The following is an 18,815-nucleotide window of genomic DNA, read 5'->3' on the forward strand; positions in this document are numbered from 1 at the left end:
ACTTCCCACCGGACCCGCAGGCAGCGCGCCTGCGGGTCCGGTGTTTCTCCCCGCCCGGTCCGGTACGCGACCGATCCGCCGGGTCCCAGCCGGTCCGGTACGACACGTCCCGGGCCCCCACAAGTGAGTGAGCCGCCGCCCATGGGCACCCCCGAGCTGATCTCCCCGCGATCCCCGCGCGTCCTGGCCGCGAAGCGGCTCGCCCGGCGTGCCTTCCGGATCAAGGAGCGCCGGTTCATCGCCGAGGGGCCGCAGGCCGTACGGGAAGCGGTCGCCCACCGGGGGCCCGACGGGGAGCCGACGCTCCTGGAGCTGTTCGCCACCGTGGAGGCAGCCGAGCGGTACGCGGACATCGTCGACGGAGCCAGGGAGACCGGCGCCCGGGTGCACCTCGCGCCCGACACCGTGCTCGCCGAGGTGTCGCAGACCGTCACCCCCCAGGGGCTGCTCGGCGTCTGCCGCTTCCTCGACTCGCCGTTCGAGGACGTCCTGCGCGCCCGGCCCCGCCTCGTCGCCGTGCTCGCGCACGTCCGCGACCCCGGGAACGCCGGTACGGTGCTGCGCTGCGCGGACGCCGCGGGCGCCGACGCCGTGGTCCTCACCGACGCCTCCGTCGACCTCTACAACCCCAAGTCCGTCCGCGCGTCCGTCGGCTCGCTGTTCCATCTGCCGGTGGCGGTCGGCGTGCCCGTCGAGGAGGCCGTACGGGGGCTCAAGGACGCCGGGGTACGGATCCTGGCGGCCGACGGCGCGGGCGACGACGACCTGGACGACGAGCTGGACGCGGGCACCATGGGCGGGCCCACCGCCTGGGTCTTCGGCAACGAGGCCTGGGGCCTGCCGGCCGGCACGCGCGCCCTCGCGGACGCCGTCGTACGGGTCCCGATCCACGGAAAGGCCGAGAGCCTGAACCTCGCGACCGCGGCGGCCGTATGTCTCTACGCGTCGGCGCGGGCGCAACGGTCCGGGAACAGCGCCGGGAACAGGCGCTGAGGGGGTCCGCTCCGTCACGTATGGCTAGTACTGTTGCGCCTTCGCAGACCCACTGAGCTATGTGGAAGAGGCGGGATTACGGGGATGACGGCCGGGACCAGCAGACCTGTCACGGTCCGGGGACCTGTCCTGAGCGGCCCGGACCCCGGAGCCGGTGACGACGGGCCGGACACCGCTGCCGACACCGGCGCGCAGCCGGTCGACCCCGACGACCTCGCGCGGCACATCGACCCCGACGACCTCCCCGACGGGCTTGTCGTCGCCGACGAGCACGGCCGCGTGACCTGCTTCAACGCCGCCGCCGCGCGGATCACCGCCGTACCGCTCGCCGAAGCCCTCGGGCAGCCGCTGGAGCGCGCGCTGCCGCTGGAGGACCTGGAGGGCCGCCGCTGGTGGACGCTGACCGATCCGTACGGCGGACTGGCCACCCGGGTCGGGCAGCCCGAGCGGAATTTACTGCTCCCGGGCGGGCGGGAGGTCCTCGTCTCCGCGCGGTACGTACGCGTCCGCCCGCTCGGCCCGGTCCAGAAGCTCGTCATCTGCATCCGGGGCACCGAGGCCCGCCGCCGTACCGAACGCAGCCACGCGGAGCTGATCGCCACCGTCGCCCATGAACTGCGCTCGCCCCTCACGTCCGTCAAAGGCTTCACGGCGACGCTGCTCGCCAAATGGGAACGCTTCACCGACGACCAGAAGCGGCTGATGCTGGAGACGGTCGACGCCGACGCCAACCGGGTCACCCGGCTCATCGCCGAACTCCTCGACATCTCGCGGATCGACTCGGGACGCCTGGAGGTCCGCCGCCAGCCGGTCGACATCGGCGCGGCCGTCGGCCGTCACGTCCAGTCGCACACCGCCGCGGGCCAGTCCCCGGACCGTTTCCTCGTACGGATACAGCGGCCCCTGCCCGATCTGTGGGCCGACCCCGACAAGATCGACCAGATCCTCGGCAACCTGCTGGAAAACGCGGTGCGCCACGGCGAGGGAACCGTCACCATCGAGGTGGCAGCCGCGGAGATCGGGCACATCGAGGACGGGAGGGGCACCGTGAAGGGCACCGCCGTCACCGTCTGCGACGAGGGCCCCGGTATCCCCGAGGAGTCGATGGGCCGCGTCTTCACCCGCTTCTGGCGGGGCAGCAAACGCGGCGGTACGGGCCTCGGCCTCTACATCGTCAAGGGCATCGTCGAGGCGCACGGCGGGACGATCACGGTCGGCCGCGGCCCCGGCGGCGGCGCCCAGTTCCGATTCGTCCTGCCCGTCGCCGCTCCGGCCTACCTGACCTGAGCGGACGGACGGGCCCCACCTGAGCGGACAGACGGGCCCCGGGGGAGCGGACGGGCGGGCCTGAGGGATCCGCGACCTCCACACGCCCTTTAGACTCGACCACTGGCACCTTCGGCGCCTTCAGCGATCGAGCAGGGTCGTTTCGCCAGCCAAACGGAAGTACGGGAAGAGATGTCGGCACCCAACAAGTCGTACGACCCAGTCGAGGTCGAGGCGCTGAAACCGGAACAGATCGAGCGCATGCGGGACGAGGCGCTCGCCGCCTTCGCCGCCGCGACGGATCTCGACGCGCTCGCTCACGCGAAGACCGCGCACACCTCCGGGACCTCGCCGCTCGCCCTCGCCAACCGCGAGATCGGCGCGCTGCCGCCCCAGGCCAAGGCCGAGGCGGGCAAGCGCGTCGGCCAGGCCCGCGGCGCCGTGAGCAAGGCCCTCGCCGCCCGCCAGACCGAGCTGGAGGCCGAGCGCGACAGCCGGGTCCTGGTCGAGGAGGCGGTCGACGTCACGCTGCCGTACGACCGGGTACCGCCCGGCGCCCGGCACCCGCTGACCACGCTCATGGAGCGGGTCGCGGACGTCTTCGTGGCCATGGGCTACGAGATCGCCGAGGGCCCCGAGGTCGAGGCGGAGTGGTTCAACTTCGACGCCCTGAACTTCCTGCCCGACCACCCGGCCCGCCAGACGCAGGACACCTTCTTCGTGCAGGGGCCCGGCGACGTGACGGGCGACGAGTCCGGTGTGCTGCTCCGTACGCACACCTCACCCGTCCAGGCCCGCACCCTGCTCGACCGCGAGCCGCCCGTGTACGTGGTCTGCCCGGGGCGGGTCTACCGCACGGACGAGCTGGACGCCACGCACACCCCGGTCTTCCACCAGATCGAGCTGCTCGCCGTGGACGAGGGCCTCACCATGGCCGACCTCAAGGGCACCCTCGACCACATGGTCCAGGCGCTCTTCGGCTCGGACATGAAGACCCGGCTGCGGCCGAACTACTTCCCCTTCACCGAGCCGTCCGCCGAGATGGACATGCTCTGCTACGTCTGCCGCGGCGCGTCCGTCGGCAACCCCGACCGGCCCTGCCGCACCTGCGGCAGCGAGGGCTGGATCGAGCTCGGCGGCTGCGGCATGGTCAACCCGAAGGTGCTCGTCGCCTGTGGCGTCGACCCCGAGAAGTACAGCGGATTCGCCTTCGGGTTCGGCATCGAACGGATGCTGATGTTCCGCCACCACGTCGAAGACATGCGAGACATGGTCGAGTCGGACGTCCGGTTCACCCGGCCGTTCGGGATGGAGATCTGATGCGCGTCCCGCTTTCCTGGCTGCGGGAGTACGTCGACCTGCCGGCGACGGAGACCGGCCGCGACGTGCAGGCCCGGCTCGTGTCGGCCGGCCTGGAGGTGGAGGCCGTCGAACAGCTCGGCGCCGGCCTCAAGGGCCCCCTGGTCGTGGGCAAGGTCCTCACCATCGAGGAGCTGGAGGGCTTCAAGAAGCCCATCCGCTTCTGCACCGTCGACGTCGGCACGGCCAACGGAACCGGCGACCCGCAGGAGATCGTCTGCGGCGCCCGGAACTTCTCCGTCGGCGACAAGGTCGTCGTGGTCCTGCCGGGCGCGGTGCTGCCCGGCGACTTCGCGATCGCCGCGCGCAAGACGTACGGCAAGACCTCGCACGGCATGATCTGCTCCGGCGACGAGCTGGGCATGGGCGATGACGGCTCCGGCGGCATCATCGTGCTCCCCCCGGAGCACGAGGTCGGCACCGACGCGATCGCGCTCCTGGAGCTGGTCGACGAGGTCCTCGACATCGCCGTCACCCCGGACCGCGGCTACTGCCTCTCGCTGCGCGGGGTCGCCCGCGAGACCGCGACCGCGTACGGCCTGGCCCTGCGCGACCCGGCGCTGCTCGACGTGCCCGCGCCGAACGCCTTCGGCCACCCGGTGAAGATCGCCGACCCGAGGGGCTCCGACCGCTTCACGGCCCGTACGGTCACCGGCCTCGACCCCGAGGCCCGCAGCCCCATCTGGCTGACGCGCCGGCTCCAGAAGGCCGGCATGCGGCCGATCTCGCTGGCCGTCGACATCACCAACTACGTGATGCTGGAGGTCGGCCAGCCCCTGCACGCGTACGACCGCTCCCGGATCGACGGGCCCCTCGGGGTCCGCCGCGCCCTGCCCGGCGAGAAGATCACCACGCTCGACGGCGCCGAGCGGACCCTCGACCCCGAGGACCTGGTCATCACCGACGACCGGGGGGCCATCGGCCTCGCCGGGGTCATGGGCGGCGCCGACACCGAGATCGCCGATGTCGCCGTCGACCCCGAGACCGGGGAGGTGCACGGCACCACCGAGGTCGTCATCGAGGCCGCGCACTTCGACCCCATCTCCATCGCCCGCACCGCGCGCCGCCACAAGCTGGCCTCCGAGGCGTCCAAGCGCTTCGAGCGCGGCGTCGACCCGCAGGCCGCGGCCGCCGCCGCGCAGCGGACCGTCGACCTGCTGGTCCTGCTCGCCGGCGGCTCCGCGGGCGCCGGGGTCACCGAGATCGTCGCGCCGTACGCGCCGCACACGATCGTCATGCCCGCGGGCCACCCCGACCGGGTGGCGGGCATGGTCTACGGGCGCGAGACCGTCGTACGGCGGCTCCAGGAAGTCGGCTGCACCGTCCACGGCCAGGACGAACTGGTCGTCACCGTCCCGTCCTGGCGCCCCGACCTCGGCGCGCCCAACGACCTCGCCGAGGAGGTCATCCGCCTGGAGGGGTACGAGAACCTCCCCTCCACGCTGCCGACCCCGCCCTCGGGCCGGGGTCTCACCGAGCGGCAGCGGCTGCACCGCAGGGTCGGCCGGGTGCTGGCCGGCGCCGGGTACGTCGAGGCGCTCAACTACCCGTTCATCGGCGACGCCGTCCTGGACGCCCTCGGGCTGCCGGCCGACGACGCCCGCCGCCGTACGGTCACGCTGGTCAACCCGCTCTCCGACGAGGAGCCCGCGCTGCGCACGACGCTGCTGCCGGGCCTCCTCGCGGCCCTGCGCCGCAACGACGGACGCGGCTCGCACGACCTGGCGCTGTTCGAGACCGGTCTGGTCTTCCGGCCGACCGGCCACGAGACCGTGCCGGTACGGCTGCCCGTCGACCGGCGGCCCTCCGACGAGGACCTCGCCGGGCTCGACGCCGCGCTGCCGCGCCAGCCGCGCCGCGCCGCCGTGGTCCTGGCCGGTGCCCGTGAGCAGGCCGGCTGGTGGGGCGCGGGGCGCCCGGCCGACTGGGCGGACGCCGTCGAGGCGGCCCGTACCGTCGCACGGGAGGCCGGCGTCGGGCTGACCGTCCGCGCCGGGCAGCACGAGCCGTGGCACCCGGGCCGGTGCGCGGCCCTCTTCGCCACCGTGGACGGCGAGGAGACGCTCGTCGGCCACGCGGGAGAGCTGCACCCGAGGGTCGTCAAGGCGCTCGGGGTACCGGACCGTACCTGCGCCATGGAGGTCGAACTGGACCTCCTGGAGCGGGCGGGCGAAGGCCCCGTCCAGGCGCCGCGGATCTCCACGTTCCCGGTCGCCACCCAGGACGTGGCGCTGGTCGTCGCGCACGACGTGCCGGCCACGGCGGTGGAGGAGGCCCTTCACCAGGGCGCGGGCGAACTGCTGGAGTCCCTGCGGCTGTTCGACGTCTTCACCGGCGAGCAGATCGGCGAGGGCCGCAAGTCCCTCGCGTACGCCCTGCGCTTCCGGGCGCCGGACCGCACACTGACCGTCGAGGAGGCCACGGCCGCGCGCGACGCGGCGGTGGCGCTGGCGGCCGAGCGGACCGGAGCGGTGCTGCGCGGCGCGTGACGCTGTACTGAACGGTGAGAATTGAACGATGAGGGGCGCTTCCGGATCTCCGGAAGCGCCCCTCGGTCGTCCGGAGACGCCCCTCACTCATTCGGGTGAGAAGTCGGGACGAGGTCGCGGACGGGCCGGAGTGATCGACACAATCGATGCGGCCACGACGGTCGAGGGACGTCCGGACCGGCCGAGGAGGCCCGACGGCATGATCCGTACCAGGGCAGCGGGGGACGCGCGGGCGATCGCGCCCGTCCCGCGGCGTGTTGTCGAATGTGTGGTGCTGGGCCTCTGGCTGGTGCTGGTCGTCCTCTGGGAGCTGACCTGTCCGCTGGAGGAGGAGGGCGACGGCCTGGTCCGCCGCACGGTGACCTGCGCGGCGTTCCTAATGGCGGTGGGCTATCTGCTCACCGGCGTACGGCGCGGCCCCGTCCGGGAGTTGCGCGAGGCGAGGGCGGTCGCGCGCGCCACCCAGGACGTCCTGCTCAGGCCGCTGCCCCCGGCCATCGACGGGCTGACCCTGGCCGCCCGCAGGCTCTCCGTCTCGCACGGCGCCGACGTCGGCGGCGACCTGTACGAGGCGGTGGCCACCCCGTACGGCGTGCGGATCGTCATCGGGGACGTACGCGGGCACGGCCTGTCCGCCATCGGCGCGGTGGCCGCCGTCCTCGGCAGCTTCCGGGAGGCCGCGCACGACGAGGCGGGTCTCGACGGGGTGCTGCGCCGGCTCGACCGCGCCTACCAGCGCCGGTTGCGGGACCTGGTGCGCCAGGAGCACCCGGCGACGGACGGCCGGGAGCCGGAGAATCCGGCGGCGGAGGAGTTCGTCACGGTCCTGCTGCTGGAGATCGGCGCGGACTCGGACGTACGGGCCCTCAACTGCGGGCATCCGTGGCCCTACCGGCTCGGGCAGGGCGCCGTACCGCTGTCCACCGTCGAGCCGCTGCCCCCGCTGGGCGCCTTTCCGCTGCCGGACGACCTCGCGCCACTGGTGTGCGGGCGGCTGCTGCCCGGAGAAGCGCTGTTCCTCCATACGGACGGGGCGGAGGACGCCCGCGACGCGGCGGGACGGTTCTTCGGCCTCAAGGACGCGCTCGTACGGTCCCTGGCGGGCTGCCCGCCCGGGGTGCCCGTCTCGCCGGCGCACGTGGCGCGGCAGGTGCACACGGCGCTGCTGCGGCACACCGGCGGGCGGATCACCGACGACGTCGCGCTGCTCGTCCTGCGCAACGACCGGGGCGACCGCGGCGACCGTACGCGGGTCCCGGCGCAGCAGACCGGCGAACCGGCGCTGCGCCGCGCCCGTACAGAACCCTCCCGTCGGTGAGCGACCTGGATGGACGTGGCCCTGCCGGCCCTGCTTGCCCTGCCGGCTCCGTGCGAGCCGCGGCCGGCGCGCCGTCCGCCCCGCCGTGGAGTGTCGGGCAGGTCGGCGGGACGGACGACGCGGTGACGGGCCGCCGCACTGTACGAGGGGGAGCCGGCGGCCCGGCCGCCTCTTGCGAGACCACCGAGTCAACCGTGCCGCGCGCTCCGGCGGCAGCGTGCGCGCGCCCCGGATGCGCGCGTTCCGTTCACACCCCGTGTGATTTCCCCCGTACACACCATCCCCTGTCCCACCGCACAGGCCCTAGTGTGGGCCTGCCAGTCATCGGAGGGGCACATGCAGCCCAACACTCTGCTCGACTCGCTGTTGGACGAGGCGGGCATCTCCCACGCCGGTCTCGCCGCCCGGATCAACCGCGCCGGCGCGGCCCGGGGTCTCGCGCTGCGGTACGAACACACCGCCGTGGCCCGGTGGTTGAAGGGGCAGCGGCCACGCGGCCAGGTGCCCGACCTGATCTGTTCGGTCCTGAGCGACCGGCTGTGCCGCCCGCTGACCCTCGACGACATCGGCCTCGGGGTGCCCGGCGCGTACCGGCCCGCCGGCACCCCGCTCTCCGGGTTCGTCGAACGGGCCGCCGCGCTCTGGCGCTCCGACGAACAGCAGCGGCCCCATCTGGCGGCGGCCCCCGCCGTCACCGGGACGCCCGCCGTCATGCCCGTCTGGGAGTGGGAGAACCCTCCGGAGGACACCGACGTCTCGCGCGCGGGCCGGACCAGGGTCGGCCCGGCCGACGTCGAGTTGCTCAAGTCGGCCCGGGCGCATTACGAGTTGATGTACCGAAGATCCGGCGGGGTCGCTACCCGCGCCCGGGTCGTCGGCTTCCTCAACGCCGAGACCGCGCCGCTGCTGCGCGGCTCCTACGGCGACACGCTGGGCCGGCAGCTGCACCGCGCCACGGGCGGACTGGTCGCGGTGGCGGGCATCTGCGCGTACGACTCCGACGCCCACGGCCTCGCCCAGCGCTACTTCCACCAGGCGCTGCGGCTCGCGAAGGCCAGCGGCGACCGGGGACTCGGCGCCTATGTGATCGCGCTGCTCGTCAACCAGTCGCTGCACATGGGGGAGTACCGCCAGGCCGTCGCCTTCGCGGAGGCCGCCCTGCGGGCCGCCGGGCCGCGCATCACCCCCGCGCTCACCGCCGACCTCTACGCGATGCAGGCCAAGTCGTACGCCCATCTCGGCGACGGCGGCAACGCGTTGGACCGCATCCGGCGCGCGGAGAGCGCGGCGGAACGCATCCGGCCGGGGTACGAACCGGACGAGACGGGTTACGTCCAGCCGGGCCTGGTGAACGTCCAGGTGGCCGAGGCGCTGCTCAGCCTCGGCGATCTGGCGGCGGCGCGGGCGCACGCGACGGCCGCCGTGGGCACCCCGGCGCACGACCGGGGCAGGATTCACCGCCTCGCCATGCTCAGCCACATCGAGCTGCGGCAGGGCGAGCCCGACCGGGCGGCCAGAACCGCCGCCGAGATGGCCGAACGTGCGAAGGGCATGGAGTCCCAGCGGCTCAGGGACCGGCTGCGCGCGGTGCGCGGGGAGTTGGTGTCCAGCGGTTCCAGCGAGGCCGGGGAGGCGGCGGCGCTGATCGACGAAGCGCTCCGTGTGCCTCTGTAAGCCCCCTTGTAAGCCCCCTGCGCGGACGACGTGTTGCTGAGATTCAGCAGTGAGGTCTGCTGCGATGTTGCCATCAACGCGTCGGAAGGTGGCAGAAACGTGCAGTGGACGAAACTGAGCGAACAGACTGTGTATGAGAATCGCTGGTTCCAGGTCAACCTCGCGGACGTCGAACTTCCGGACGGCCGCCACCTGGACCACTTCCTCATCCGGCTCCGCCCGGTCGCGGCGGCCACGGTCGTCAACGAGGCCAACGAGGTGCTGCTCCTCAGGCGCCACCGCTTCATCACCGACAGCTGGGGCTGGGAACTCGCCGCGGGGGTGGTCGAGGACGGCGAGGACATCGAACGCGCGGCGGCGCGGGAGATGGAGGAGGAGACGGGGTGGCGGCCGGGACCGCTGCGCCATCTGCTGACGGTCGAGCCGTCGAACGGCCTCACCGACGCGCGCCATCATCTGTACTGGGCGGAGGAGGCCACGTACACCGGACCGCCCGAGGACGACTTCGAGTCGTCGTGCCGCGAGTGGGTGCCGCTCAAGCTCGTACCGGACATGATCGCCCGGGGGGAGATCCCGGCCGCCAACATGGCGGCCGGGCTGCTGATGCTCCGTCACATACGGCTGGGCTGACGGGGATTCGCTACGGGGGGTGTACGGCGTGTGCGTACGGCGCGCGGCGGTTCGGGTCAGACAGCGGCGTACGGGTAGAAGCCCGGGACGAGACGCCGCTGTACGCCGGGCTGCGGGTACGACCGGTTCATCCGTTCCTGGACAACGCCGTCGTACGGGCATGCCCGTCGATTCCGGCGCACGAGCGGCGTAAGACCGGCATGTACAAGCCGCTGCTGGCCGCTGCCCGGCCGGACCTGCCGACCTGGCTGACCGGCCGCCGCTGGAAGGGCAACTTCACGCCCCTGCTGATCGCGGGAATGCGGGCCAACCGTCACATGCTGACGCGGATGATCCTTTCCAGTCCGCTCACCACATAGGGGCTGATCGATCCGGGCGCGGTGACGGGGGCGTTGAACACGGCTGCCTCCGGTGACGCCAAAGCCGCCGGTGGCGCACGGTGCGAAGCGTGCCGGACGGCGTACACCGCCGGAACATCGGCCACGACACCACCGCGGTGCCGTGGAAGCGACAGGCTGCTGGACGTGGCTGGAGCAAAAGCCTGCCAACTCCCCGGCCGACGCCTGGAACACCAAGCCCCCGGCCGCCGGGCCGGTTCGGGGCAACCCCGCGGCGACGCTGTCGGCGAACCCGGCTCCGCTCCCGGTCGACGACGACCACGCGGTGGGATTGCGCGAAGCCCACCAGCACCACCTGCCGGACATAGCCGTCGCAGCACTGCGCTACGCCCGCGCCAACGACCGCACCTTTCCGAACCGGTCGACAAGCGAGGCGCCGAATTCCTCTACCGCGCTGGCGATCTCAAGCGCTGGGGCACGCACCCGCCCCCGCACAGCCACCGGCATCACGAACCTCGACTGAACGGCCCTGGCCGATCCAGCCGACATAACCCCTCGCCCCGGAGAACATCCGGCTCACCGAGCACCGCACAGAAAAGGAACACCCCGCCATGTGGAAGACCACGAAGAAGAGCACCCTCCCGCAGCGGCTGCGCTTCACCGACCCGGACGTCCGCGAGCAGCCGGAGGCGCTGCCCGCCTCATCGGCCGCGGCACCGACGGGCAGCCAGTCTGTGCCGACCTGGACAACGAATCGCCGCACGTCCTGGTCTGCTCCGCCGCGGGCGGCGGCAGCTCCACCACCTTGCGCACCCTGACCGCCCAACTCCTGCACCACGGCGGGCACGTCCTGGTTCTCGACGCCAAGCGCATCTCCCAGTCGTGGGCGCGCGCCCTGCCGACGGCGACCTACCGCCGCGACATCACCGACATCCACGACGCCCTCCTCGGCCTCCGCTCCGAACTGAAGCACCGCATCGACCACGCCGACGAGCACGGTGACACCGACGGCCTACACCGCCTTACAGCGGTGTTCGAGTCCGCCGTCCACACCCTGCGGCAGCTGTCCCGCCACTGGGACAAGGTCCGTCAGGCGGGCAAGGCGAAGACGTCCCCGGCCGTCGACATGTACGAGGAACTCCTCTTCGCGGGGCGCGAGGCCCGCGTCCACGTCCTCGCCAGCGCCCAGGGCTACAGCGCCGCGCTGGGACGTGAGCAGTTCTCCACCGTGCTCCCTGGACGGGTCACCACCCGCACCTGGAGCCAGGCAGGCCCGCAGGTCGACACCGTCCCGAAGGCCGGCACCCACCCGGGCCGCTGCCACACCGTGCAACGCTCCACCGCCCCCCCCTCCCGGCGACTCGCCGAAACCCGGTTTCGGCGAGCCGCCGGTGTGTCCCTATCCGGCGAGCGCTGACGCCAGGCGCCCGAGTTCCGCGGGCCAGCGGCCGTTGTCCGTGGCCAAGTCAACCGTATCCGGGCCGGATACAGCGCATCTCGGGACACCGCCACCTCCGCCGGGTAGGGTACCCGCAGGTACCTGCTGAGGTCTCCGCCACCCGCCGCCCTGAGGCATACAGTCCCGTAGCCGTCCCGGGATGCCGGGTGGCTGAGGGGGTTGCCCACGAAGACTTCGTGCGGCAATCGACCGAGGAGATCCCCTTTGCAGTCCTCTTCCATCGTGCCCGTGTGGCGGGGCGCCCTCTACGTCGCGATCGCGGCTACGGCCTGGGGCACCGGCGGTGCCGTGGCCGTCGAAATGTATGACGTCGGCGGGATCGGTCCTGTCGCGGTTTCCTTCTGGCGGTTTCTGACCGGACTCGGGCTGCTCCTGGCGGCCCACGCCGTCTGGCGGGTCAGGCGGCCCGAGACGGGGTCCTCGCTGCGGGCGATGTTCACGGCGAACCCCCGGCGGGCCCTGATTACGGGCTTCGGAATGGCGGTGGCCCAGGCTGCCTACTTCGCCTCCGTGCAGCAGGCCGGACTGGCCGTGGGCACAGTGGCGACCCTGGGTCTGGGCCCGGTACTGGTGTCCGTCGGCGCTCGGTTGACCCTGGGCGAGCGCACCGGCGCCGCCGGAGCCGCCGCGGTGGTGAGCGGCGTTGCCGGCCTGGCGCTGCTGATGGGGGGAGCCGACGGGAGCACCGGCCCCAATCCCCTTCTGGGCATCGGATACGCGCTGCTCTCCGCCGCCGGCTACGGGGGTATCACCCTGCTGGGCCGCTTCGCCGGCCGGGACACCCCCGGTGGCCCCTTCGAGTCCACGCTGCCCGGCGTCACCGTGGGCACGCTCTGCCTCCTGCCGATGGCCATGTGGGAGGGCTTAGTGCCCGATATGGACCGGCCGGCGTGGACCCTCGGCCTGATCCTCTATCTCGGGGCGGTGCCGACGGCGCTGGCGTACGTCCTGCTCTTCATCGGCCTCCGGGTGGTCCGGGCGACCACGGCCTCCGTGATCGCCCTGGTCGATCCGCTCACTGCGGCGGCCATCGGCGTCCTGCTCTTCGGCGAGCGGCTGAACGCGATGGCCCTCACAGGCACGGCCCTGCTGCTCTTCGCCGTGCTCTTCCTCGCGGCCCGCGAGGCGTCCGGGCAGCCACGCTCGCCAAGGACTCCTGGCCCTGACCGGGTCCGCGAAAGGCACGCCACGCATCCGTCCGTGCCAACCGAGAAATGATCACGCGGGCTGCGCGGTAACGCGTGTGGGCAGTGGGTCCCCTGTGGCCCACCGCCCATTTTCTTTTCGTCGGGTTCGTCGATGGGTATTGCGCCACGCGATTTCGCTGTGACCGCTCCTGTACAAGGTGCGTCAAGTCCTGCCTTTAGGCCAACCGCCCGATGCCATATGGCTCCTGAAGTGACGAAAGTACTAGCATGCGGCAGGTGGCCATCCCAGTGGCATGGGGATCCGATATGTAGCAGGGGGCGGGCGTGAGTACTGAGGCTCACTTACTAGATCAGAAGTCATATGTGGATGCCTATCCCATAGTGGAAGAGGTCTCCGCGCTGCTGAACCGTCCTGCAGAAGATCTCGACGCATCAGTGACCATTGCTGAACGGGCGGCGTTACTGGCGACCGTGAGCGACCTCAACACACGGTCGGCAGCTGGTGATCCGGCTGCGTTCTACGGCCAGCAACTGCTGCTCTCCCGCATCTACGCGCTCTCCACCCAGCTCCCCGATAGACCCACCGCCGAAGGCTCGACATTCGTCCATGAGGTGCTTCGCCTGCTGGAACGGGCCACCGCGGCCGCCGAGGACGCAGCGCTGGAACCGGGCGTACTCGATGCGGCGCCCACCGAGCCCTCCGCTTACCTGTCCTGGTTGAAGAAGTGCGCACGTGCACACCGCGTGTACAAGCACCCGTACTACCGGGAATTTATCCGCCATCATGCCGTTGCGGAAGATCTACGGGACTACGTGATCCAGGAGTCGGTCGTCGACGGGCGATTCGATGATCTTCTCGCCACGATGCAGGTCGGCACCAGCGGCGACGCGAAGATGGAGATCGCCGAAAACTTCTGGGACGAGATGGGAAATGGCCATCCTTCGCAGGTGCACACCCATCTCTTCAATCAGATCTTCCAGGTCTTCGATATTCCCGCCCAGGAAATGGAACGGTCACTCACGGCCAACGCCCTGCTGTCGGGAAACCTCGCGGTGCTCCTGTGCCGGTACCGGAACCTGTATCCGGAAGCCGTCGGATTCCTCGGGATGACCGAATGGCTGGCACCCGAGCGCTTCGTCAACGTCGTGCACGCCTGGGAACGGCTCGGGCTGCCCGACGCCGGTATCGCTTACCACAAGCTGCACATAGCCGTCGACGCCCGGCATGCAGCCGGCTGGTTCCACAACGTGGTCGTCCCCGCCGCAACCTCCGAGCGCATGCGGCGCGCGATCGCCCGAGGAACACTGTGGCGGCTCAACTCCTCCGCGCGCTACCTCGACGAACGCATGCCCGATCTCTCCACCTACCGACCGATCTGACAGGAAGAGCTCAGCCCATGGCAATCGGCCCTCAGGCGTTTTCGATCATCGACTTACCTCCGGCGACACCGGAGATTTTGGACAGCTACGACAACCTCCCGGTCGACCCGTTCATGGGCAACGGCACCCGCTACAAGCGGTTCTCGCAGTACAAGCTGTCGCCGGAGCCCGGAAGCGACCAGGGCTGGATCTACGAGAAGCTGCCGCAGCGCGACTACATCATCTCCGAGCGGTACAACAACGTGGCCGGTGGCATCCGCCGCCCCTACGAGCCGATCGAGGTCGACTTCACCCCGCTGATCACCATCGGCGCTGACGGGCTCGACCTGGACCGCAGTCATGACTGGCAGATCAACGTCCACCAGAACCGCAGCAGGGCCGAGAGCGAGCGCGACGCGCCGATCACCCCGGAGGGTGTGCACAGCGACGGACACGAGTACATCATGATCGCCGTGCTGCGCCGGAACAACGTCGCCGGAGCCGAGACCCGCCTGTGGCTGCCGGACGCCGACGCGCCGACCTGGACGGGCACGCTGGCAGCGGGGCAGGCCGTCCTGCTGGACGACAAGGCGATCAAGCACGAAGCCACCGACATCACCTCCGACGGCGACTCCGGCCACCGGGACATCGTGATCGTCGCCTACTCCACCTGGGACAAAGGGTGGTACGGCGAGCAGTACGAAGCGGCGGCCCTCGCCAACCGCCCGCTGAACTGACCCGCCGCGGCGGCCGGTTCATGGGCGACTTCGTGAAGTACCAGGCGCTCGGAAACGACTACCTGATCGTCGACCCCCAAGGCGGAGGTACGGCCCTGGGCAAGGAGCCCGTCCCCGAGGCAATCCGCCTGCTCTGCGACCGGCACCGCGGAGTCGGCGCCGACGGACTGCTCTTCGGACCGCTGGACGCGCCCCGGCCCGGCACCGCCGCACGGCTGCGCATCTTCAACGCGGACGGCAGCGAGTGCGGGATGAGCGGCAACGGACTGCGCATGTTCGCGCTGTACCTCGGCGAGCACTACGTGCGGGAGTGGCGTACGGGGACGCCGTTCACCCTACGCACGCCCGGCGGCGACGCGGAGGTCCGGATCACGGATGTCGCCGACGGACGGGTGCGCGTGGGCATGGGCCGGGCGCGCTTCACCACCGGCGGAGGTACGGACGACGGTGGCGCGGCAACCACCGTCGTCCCGCTGGCGGGCGCCGGACCGGGCGACGAGATCACCGTCACCGACCTGCACCTCGGCGTTCCCCACACCGTCGTCCTCAGGGAAGCGATCGACGCTGAGCAGGTGCAGCGCCTGGGCCCCGCCCTGGCCTGGCACCCCCGCCACCCTGAGGGCACCAACGTGGAGTTCGTGCGTGTCCGCGACGACCGCACGCTGGACGTCGCGCTCTGGGAGCGCGCCGCCGGCCCCGTACCCGCCTCGGGCGGCGGCGCGTGCGCCGCGGCGGCCGTGGCACGCGCTCGCGGCCTCGTCGGCCCCGATGTGACGGTTCGCATGCCCGGTGGCGAGGTCGACGTGAGCGTTGCGCGGGACGGTCGGATCAGCTCGGCCGGCACCGCGCAGGAGGTGATGACCGGAGTGCTCTCGCGGTCGCTGCTCAAGGAACTGGCCCAGCGGGACACGACGCTTGACGAGTAGTCGGGAAGGAGGGCCCATGAACGTCACACAGGTCACCGGAGCGTGCCCGCTGGACTGCGCGGACGCCTGCAGCTGGCAGGTGACGGTCCGGGACGGCGAGGCCGTCGCGCTGCGCGGCACCCCGGACCACCCTTACACCCAGGGCACCCTGTGCGTGAAGGTCAACCAGTTCCTGGAGCACACCCGCGCCCCCGACCGGCTGCTCCACCCCATGCGGCGCGTCGGCCGCAAGGGGGAGGGCCGGTTCGAGCGCATCAGCTGGGACAGCGCCCTCGAGGAGATCGCCCAGCGGCTGAAGCAGACGATCGAGCGCCACGGCGGCGAGGCGATCTGGCCGTACCAGGGCACCGGCACCCTCGGCTTCCTCCAGGGCCTCCAGGGGCGCGCCGGCAGCAGGCTGTGGAACGTCCTGGGCGCCTCGCGCCACGACATGACGATCTGCTCCATAGCCGGTCTCGCCGGCCTCCGGTACACCCTCGGCGCCAGTGCGGGGATCGACCCGGAGAGCCTGGTGCACTCCCGGCTGGTCCTGCTGTGGGGAAGTAACCCCCTCACCAGCCGACACCACCTGTGGAAGGTGATCCAACGCGCGCGCAAGAACGGCGCACACGTCGTGGTGATCGACCCGATCCGCAGCCGTTCGGCGGCCCAGGCCGACGAACACATCGCGCCCGTCCCGGGCTCGGACGCCGCGCTCGCCCTGGGCCTGATGCACGTCGTGCTCCAGGAGGGCGCCGAGGACCGGGAGTACCTGGCCGCCCACACCGTGGGGTGGGCGGCCTTCCGGCAGCGGGTGCTGGAGTTCGATCCCGTGCGCACGGCGCGGGAGACGGGCGTGACCGAGGAGGAGATCGTCCGACTCGGCCGGCGCATCGCCCGCAGCAGGCCCACCGCCGTGGGGGTGTCGCAGGGCGTCCAGCGCCACGCCGGCGGCGGCGCCGTCCTGCGGACCCTCGCCTGCCTGCCCGCCGTCACCGGGGACTGGCAGCGGCCCGGTGGCGGACTGCTCTACTCGACCGACGGCTACTTCGGGGCGAACCGCGAAGCCCTCTACCGGGACGACCTGCTGCGCCGTCCCGTGCGCACCTTGTCCATGACGCGGCTGGCGGAGGGACTGCTGGAGGTGGACGATCCGCCCGTCGAAGCACTGGTCGTCTACGGAGCCAACCCGCTGGCCAGCTCGCCCGACCAGAATCGGATCCGCCGCGGCCTCGCCCGCGAAGACCTCTTCACCGTGGTCATGGACCACTTCCAGACCGACACCGCCGACTACGCCGACATTCTGCTGCCCGCCACCATGCAAACCGAGCACCTGGACGTGCACGACGGGTACGGCCATCTGTACGTCAACTGGAACGAACCGGCGGTCGCTCCGCCAGGTGAGTGTCTGACCACCACCGAGACCTTCCGACGCCTGGCCCGGGCCATGGGGCTGACGGAACCCGCGCTCTACGCCAGCGACGAGGACCTGGCGAGCGAACTCCTCGACTCCTCGCACCCGTCCTTGGCCGGTATCACCGTCGACACGCTGCGTACCAAGGGGTGGGCCCGGCTCTCCTATCCGGAGACGTTCGTGCCCTTCGCGAACGGATTCCCCACCCCGTCGGGGAAGTTGGAGTTCGTCTCGGAGACCGCCCGGGCGGACGGCCACGACGCCGTGGCCGGACACGTTCCCGCGAGCGAGACCGACGACGCCGAACGGGCGCGGTCCCTGCCCATCGTCCTCATCTCCGTCGCGAACCACTTCTTCCTGAACACCGTCTTCGGGAACAAGCCCGAACTACGCCGCCGGGCCGGCCCGCCGTACGTCGTCCTGCACCCGACGGACGCCGCAGCAAGCGGCGTCGTAGCCGGCGACCCCATTCGGATCAGCAACGAACGGGGCGCTTTCGAAGCCCTGGCCAGGGTCGACGACGTGGTGCGCCCAGGAGTCGCCATGACGACGAAGGGCCACTGGCTCAAGTTCACCGGCGGCTCCGGCCCCAACGCCACGGTCGACGAACGGGACGCGGACATGGGCGGCGGAGCGGTCTTCCACGACAACCGCGTACGGATCACACTCCTTGCCCGGAGCGAGGACGACACCAGTGAGGACGGCGGATGAGGTTCCGACGACTGGGCCTCAGCGGGCTCCAGGTCAGTGAGATCGCCTATGGCAACTGGGTCACCCACGGTGCCCAGATCGACGACGGCCGGGCCGTGGAGTGTGTGCACGCGGCGTTGGACGCAGGCATCACCACCTTCGACACGGCCGACGTGTACGCGGGCACGGCCGCCGAGGCCGTGCTCGGCAAGGCGCTACAGGGCCGGCGCCGCGAGTCCCTGGTGATCTCGACCAAAGTGTTCTTCCCGATCGGCCCCGGACCGAACGACGCCGGCCTGTCCCGCAAGCACCTCACCGAGGCCGTCAACGGCTCGCTGACCAGGCTCGGGACCGACTACATCGACCTGTACCAGGCACACCGCTTCGACGAGCGCACTCCGCTGGAGGAAACGCTCAGAACTTTCGACGACCTCGTGCGGCAGGGCAAGGTTCTCTACATCGGCGTCTCGGAGTGGACCGCCGACCAGATCGCCCGGGCCGTGCGGCTCTCCCGCGAACTCGGCCTGGAGCGATTCGTCTCCAACCAGCCCCAGTACTCGATGCTCTGGCGCGTCATCGAACCGGAGATCGTGCCCCTGTGCGAACGGGAAGGGCTCAGCCAGATCGTCTGGTCACCCCTCGCCCAAGGCGTGCTCACCGGCAAGTACCTGCCCGGGCGTCCGCCGCCCGCGGGATCACGCGCCACGGACGAGGCGGGTGCCCGCTGGGTGCAGACCTTCCTGCGCGACGAGGTACTGGAGCGAGTGCAGCAGCTGGCGCCCATCGCCCGCGAGCTGGACCTGACCCCGGCCCAGCTCGGCGTCGCCTGGACGCTCCAGAACCCGAACGTCGCCGCTGCCATCGTGGGCGCCTCCCGACCGGAGCAGATCCGCGAGAGCGTGAAGGCGGTGGGCGTTCGCATCGATCCAGCGGTGATGCAGCGCATCGACACCGTGCTGGGCCCGGTCATCGAACGCGATCCCACCAAGGTGGACAGCGCCGAATAGAGCCCGCCCTTCCCGCCTCCATTCCGCCG

The 18,815-nt window shown here is 71.4% G+C and carries 16 protein-coding genes; all 16 read left to right on the plus strand.

From position 1 onward, the window contains the following. The first annotated feature begins 141 nt into the window (after nucleotides 1-141). The 16 genes from OG349_RS29310 to OG349_RS29385 all read left to right on the plus strand — a co-directional run bounded on the left by OG349_RS29310 (nucleotide 142) and on the right by OG349_RS29385 (nucleotide 18,786). Nucleotides 142-993, plus strand: coding sequence for a TrmH family RNA methyltransferase (locus OG349_RS29310; RefSeq protein WP_327237441.1), 852 nt, complete (start codon nucleotides 142-144; stop codon nucleotides 991-993). Nucleotides 994-1,077: 84 nt separating this feature from the next. Continuing rightward, on the plus strand, nucleotides 1,078-2,280 hold the full coding sequence (locus tag OG349_RS29315; RefSeq protein ID WP_327237442.1) for a sensor histidine kinase: 1,203 nt from the start codon (nucleotides 1,078-1,080) through the stop codon (nucleotides 2,278-2,280). Between the two features lie 171 nt (nucleotides 2,281-2,451). Continuing rightward, the gene (gene pheS, locus OG349_RS29320; protein ID WP_327237443.1) at nucleotides 2,452-3,579 is read left to right on the plus strand and encodes a phenylalanine--tRNA ligase subunit alpha; all 1,128 of its coding nucleotides are present in this window, start codon (nucleotides 2,452-2,454) and stop codon (nucleotides 3,577-3,579) included. Next, complete coding sequence (pheT, locus tag OG349_RS29325) at nucleotides 3,579-6,107, plus strand: phenylalanine--tRNA ligase subunit beta (protein WP_327237444.1); 2,529 nt, start codon at nucleotides 3,579-3,581, stop codon at nucleotides 6,105-6,107. The genes pheS and pheT overlap by 1 nt, the downstream gene beginning before the upstream one ends. Before the next feature lie 199 nt (nucleotides 6,108-6,306). After that, nucleotides 6,307-7,425 carry a PP2C family protein-serine/threonine phosphatase gene (locus OG349_RS29330; protein WP_327237445.1) on the plus strand — a complete coding sequence of 373 codons (1,119 nt, stop codon included), beginning with the start codon at nucleotides 6,307-6,309 and terminating at the stop codon, nucleotides 7,423-7,425. A gap of 336 nt (nucleotides 7,426-7,761) precedes the next feature. Then, entirely contained in the window at nucleotides 7,762-9,099 is a 1,338-nt protein-coding gene (locus tag OG349_RS29335) for a transcriptional regulator (protein ID WP_327237446.1), read from the plus strand. Between the two features lie 99 nt (nucleotides 9,100-9,198). Continuing rightward, nucleotides 9,199-9,729, plus strand: a complete 531-nt coding sequence (locus OG349_RS29340; protein WP_161311411.1) for an NUDIX hydrolase — start codon at nucleotides 9,199-9,201, stop codon at nucleotides 9,727-9,729. Nucleotides 9,730-9,929: 200 nt separating this feature from the next. Continuing rightward, nucleotides 9,930-10,088, plus strand: a complete 159-nt coding sequence (locus OG349_RS29345) for a hypothetical protein (RefSeq protein WP_327237447.1) — start codon at nucleotides 9,930-9,932, stop codon at nucleotides 10,086-10,088. 142 nt (nucleotides 10,089-10,230) lie between these two features. Beyond that, the gene (locus tag OG349_RS29350) at nucleotides 10,231-10,590 is read left to right on the plus strand and encodes a hypothetical protein (RefSeq protein WP_327237448.1); all 360 of its coding nucleotides are present in this window, start codon (nucleotides 10,231-10,233) and stop codon (nucleotides 10,588-10,590) included. A gap of 90 nt (nucleotides 10,591-10,680) precedes the next feature. Then, nucleotides 10,681-11,484 carry a helicase HerA domain-containing protein gene (locus OG349_RS29355; protein WP_327237449.1) on the plus strand — a complete coding sequence of 268 codons (804 nt, stop codon included), beginning with the start codon at nucleotides 10,681-10,683 and terminating at the stop codon, nucleotides 11,482-11,484. A gap of 246 nt (nucleotides 11,485-11,730) precedes the next feature. Next, nucleotides 11,731-12,744 carry a DMT family transporter gene (locus OG349_RS29360; RefSeq protein ID WP_327237450.1) on the plus strand — a complete coding sequence of 338 codons (1,014 nt, stop codon included), beginning with the start codon at nucleotides 11,731-11,733 and terminating at the stop codon, nucleotides 12,742-12,744. 293 nt (nucleotides 12,745-13,037) lie between these two features. Continuing rightward, nucleotides 13,038-14,054, plus strand: coding sequence for an iron-containing redox enzyme family protein (locus tag OG349_RS29365; RefSeq protein WP_327237451.1), 1,017 nt, complete (start codon nucleotides 13,038-13,040; stop codon nucleotides 14,052-14,054). A gap of 17 nt (nucleotides 14,055-14,071) precedes the next feature. Then, complete coding sequence (locus tag OG349_RS29370; RefSeq protein WP_327237452.1) at nucleotides 14,072-14,770, plus strand: 2OG-Fe dioxygenase family protein; 699 nt, start codon at nucleotides 14,072-14,074, stop codon at nucleotides 14,768-14,770. 20 nt (nucleotides 14,771-14,790) lie between these two features. After that, nucleotides 14,791-15,696 (plus strand): diaminopimelate epimerase, encoded by a 906-nt coding sequence (dapF, locus tag OG349_RS29375; protein WP_327237453.1) that lies wholly within the window; start codon nucleotides 14,791-14,793, stop codon nucleotides 15,694-15,696. A 16-nt stretch (nucleotides 15,697-15,712) separates the two neighbouring features. After that, nucleotides 15,713-17,800: a molybdopterin-containing oxidoreductase family protein gene (locus OG349_RS29380; protein ID WP_327237454.1), complete on the plus strand. Its 2,088-nt coding sequence runs from the start codon at nucleotides 15,713-15,715 to the stop codon at nucleotides 17,798-17,800. After that, nucleotides 17,797-18,786, plus strand: coding sequence for an aldo/keto reductase family protein (locus OG349_RS29385; RefSeq protein WP_327237455.1), 990 nt, complete (start codon nucleotides 17,797-17,799; stop codon nucleotides 18,784-18,786). The genes OG349_RS29380 and OG349_RS29385 overlap by 4 nt, the downstream gene beginning before the upstream one ends. The last annotated feature ends 29 nt before the right edge of the window (nucleotides 18,787-18,815 follow it).

Origin of the sequence: Streptomyces sp. NBC_01317, assembly GCF_035961655.1 — a bacterium.
In the GTDB taxonomy this organism is placed as follows: domain Bacteria; phylum Actinomycetota; class Actinomycetes; order Streptomycetales; family Streptomycetaceae; genus Streptomyces.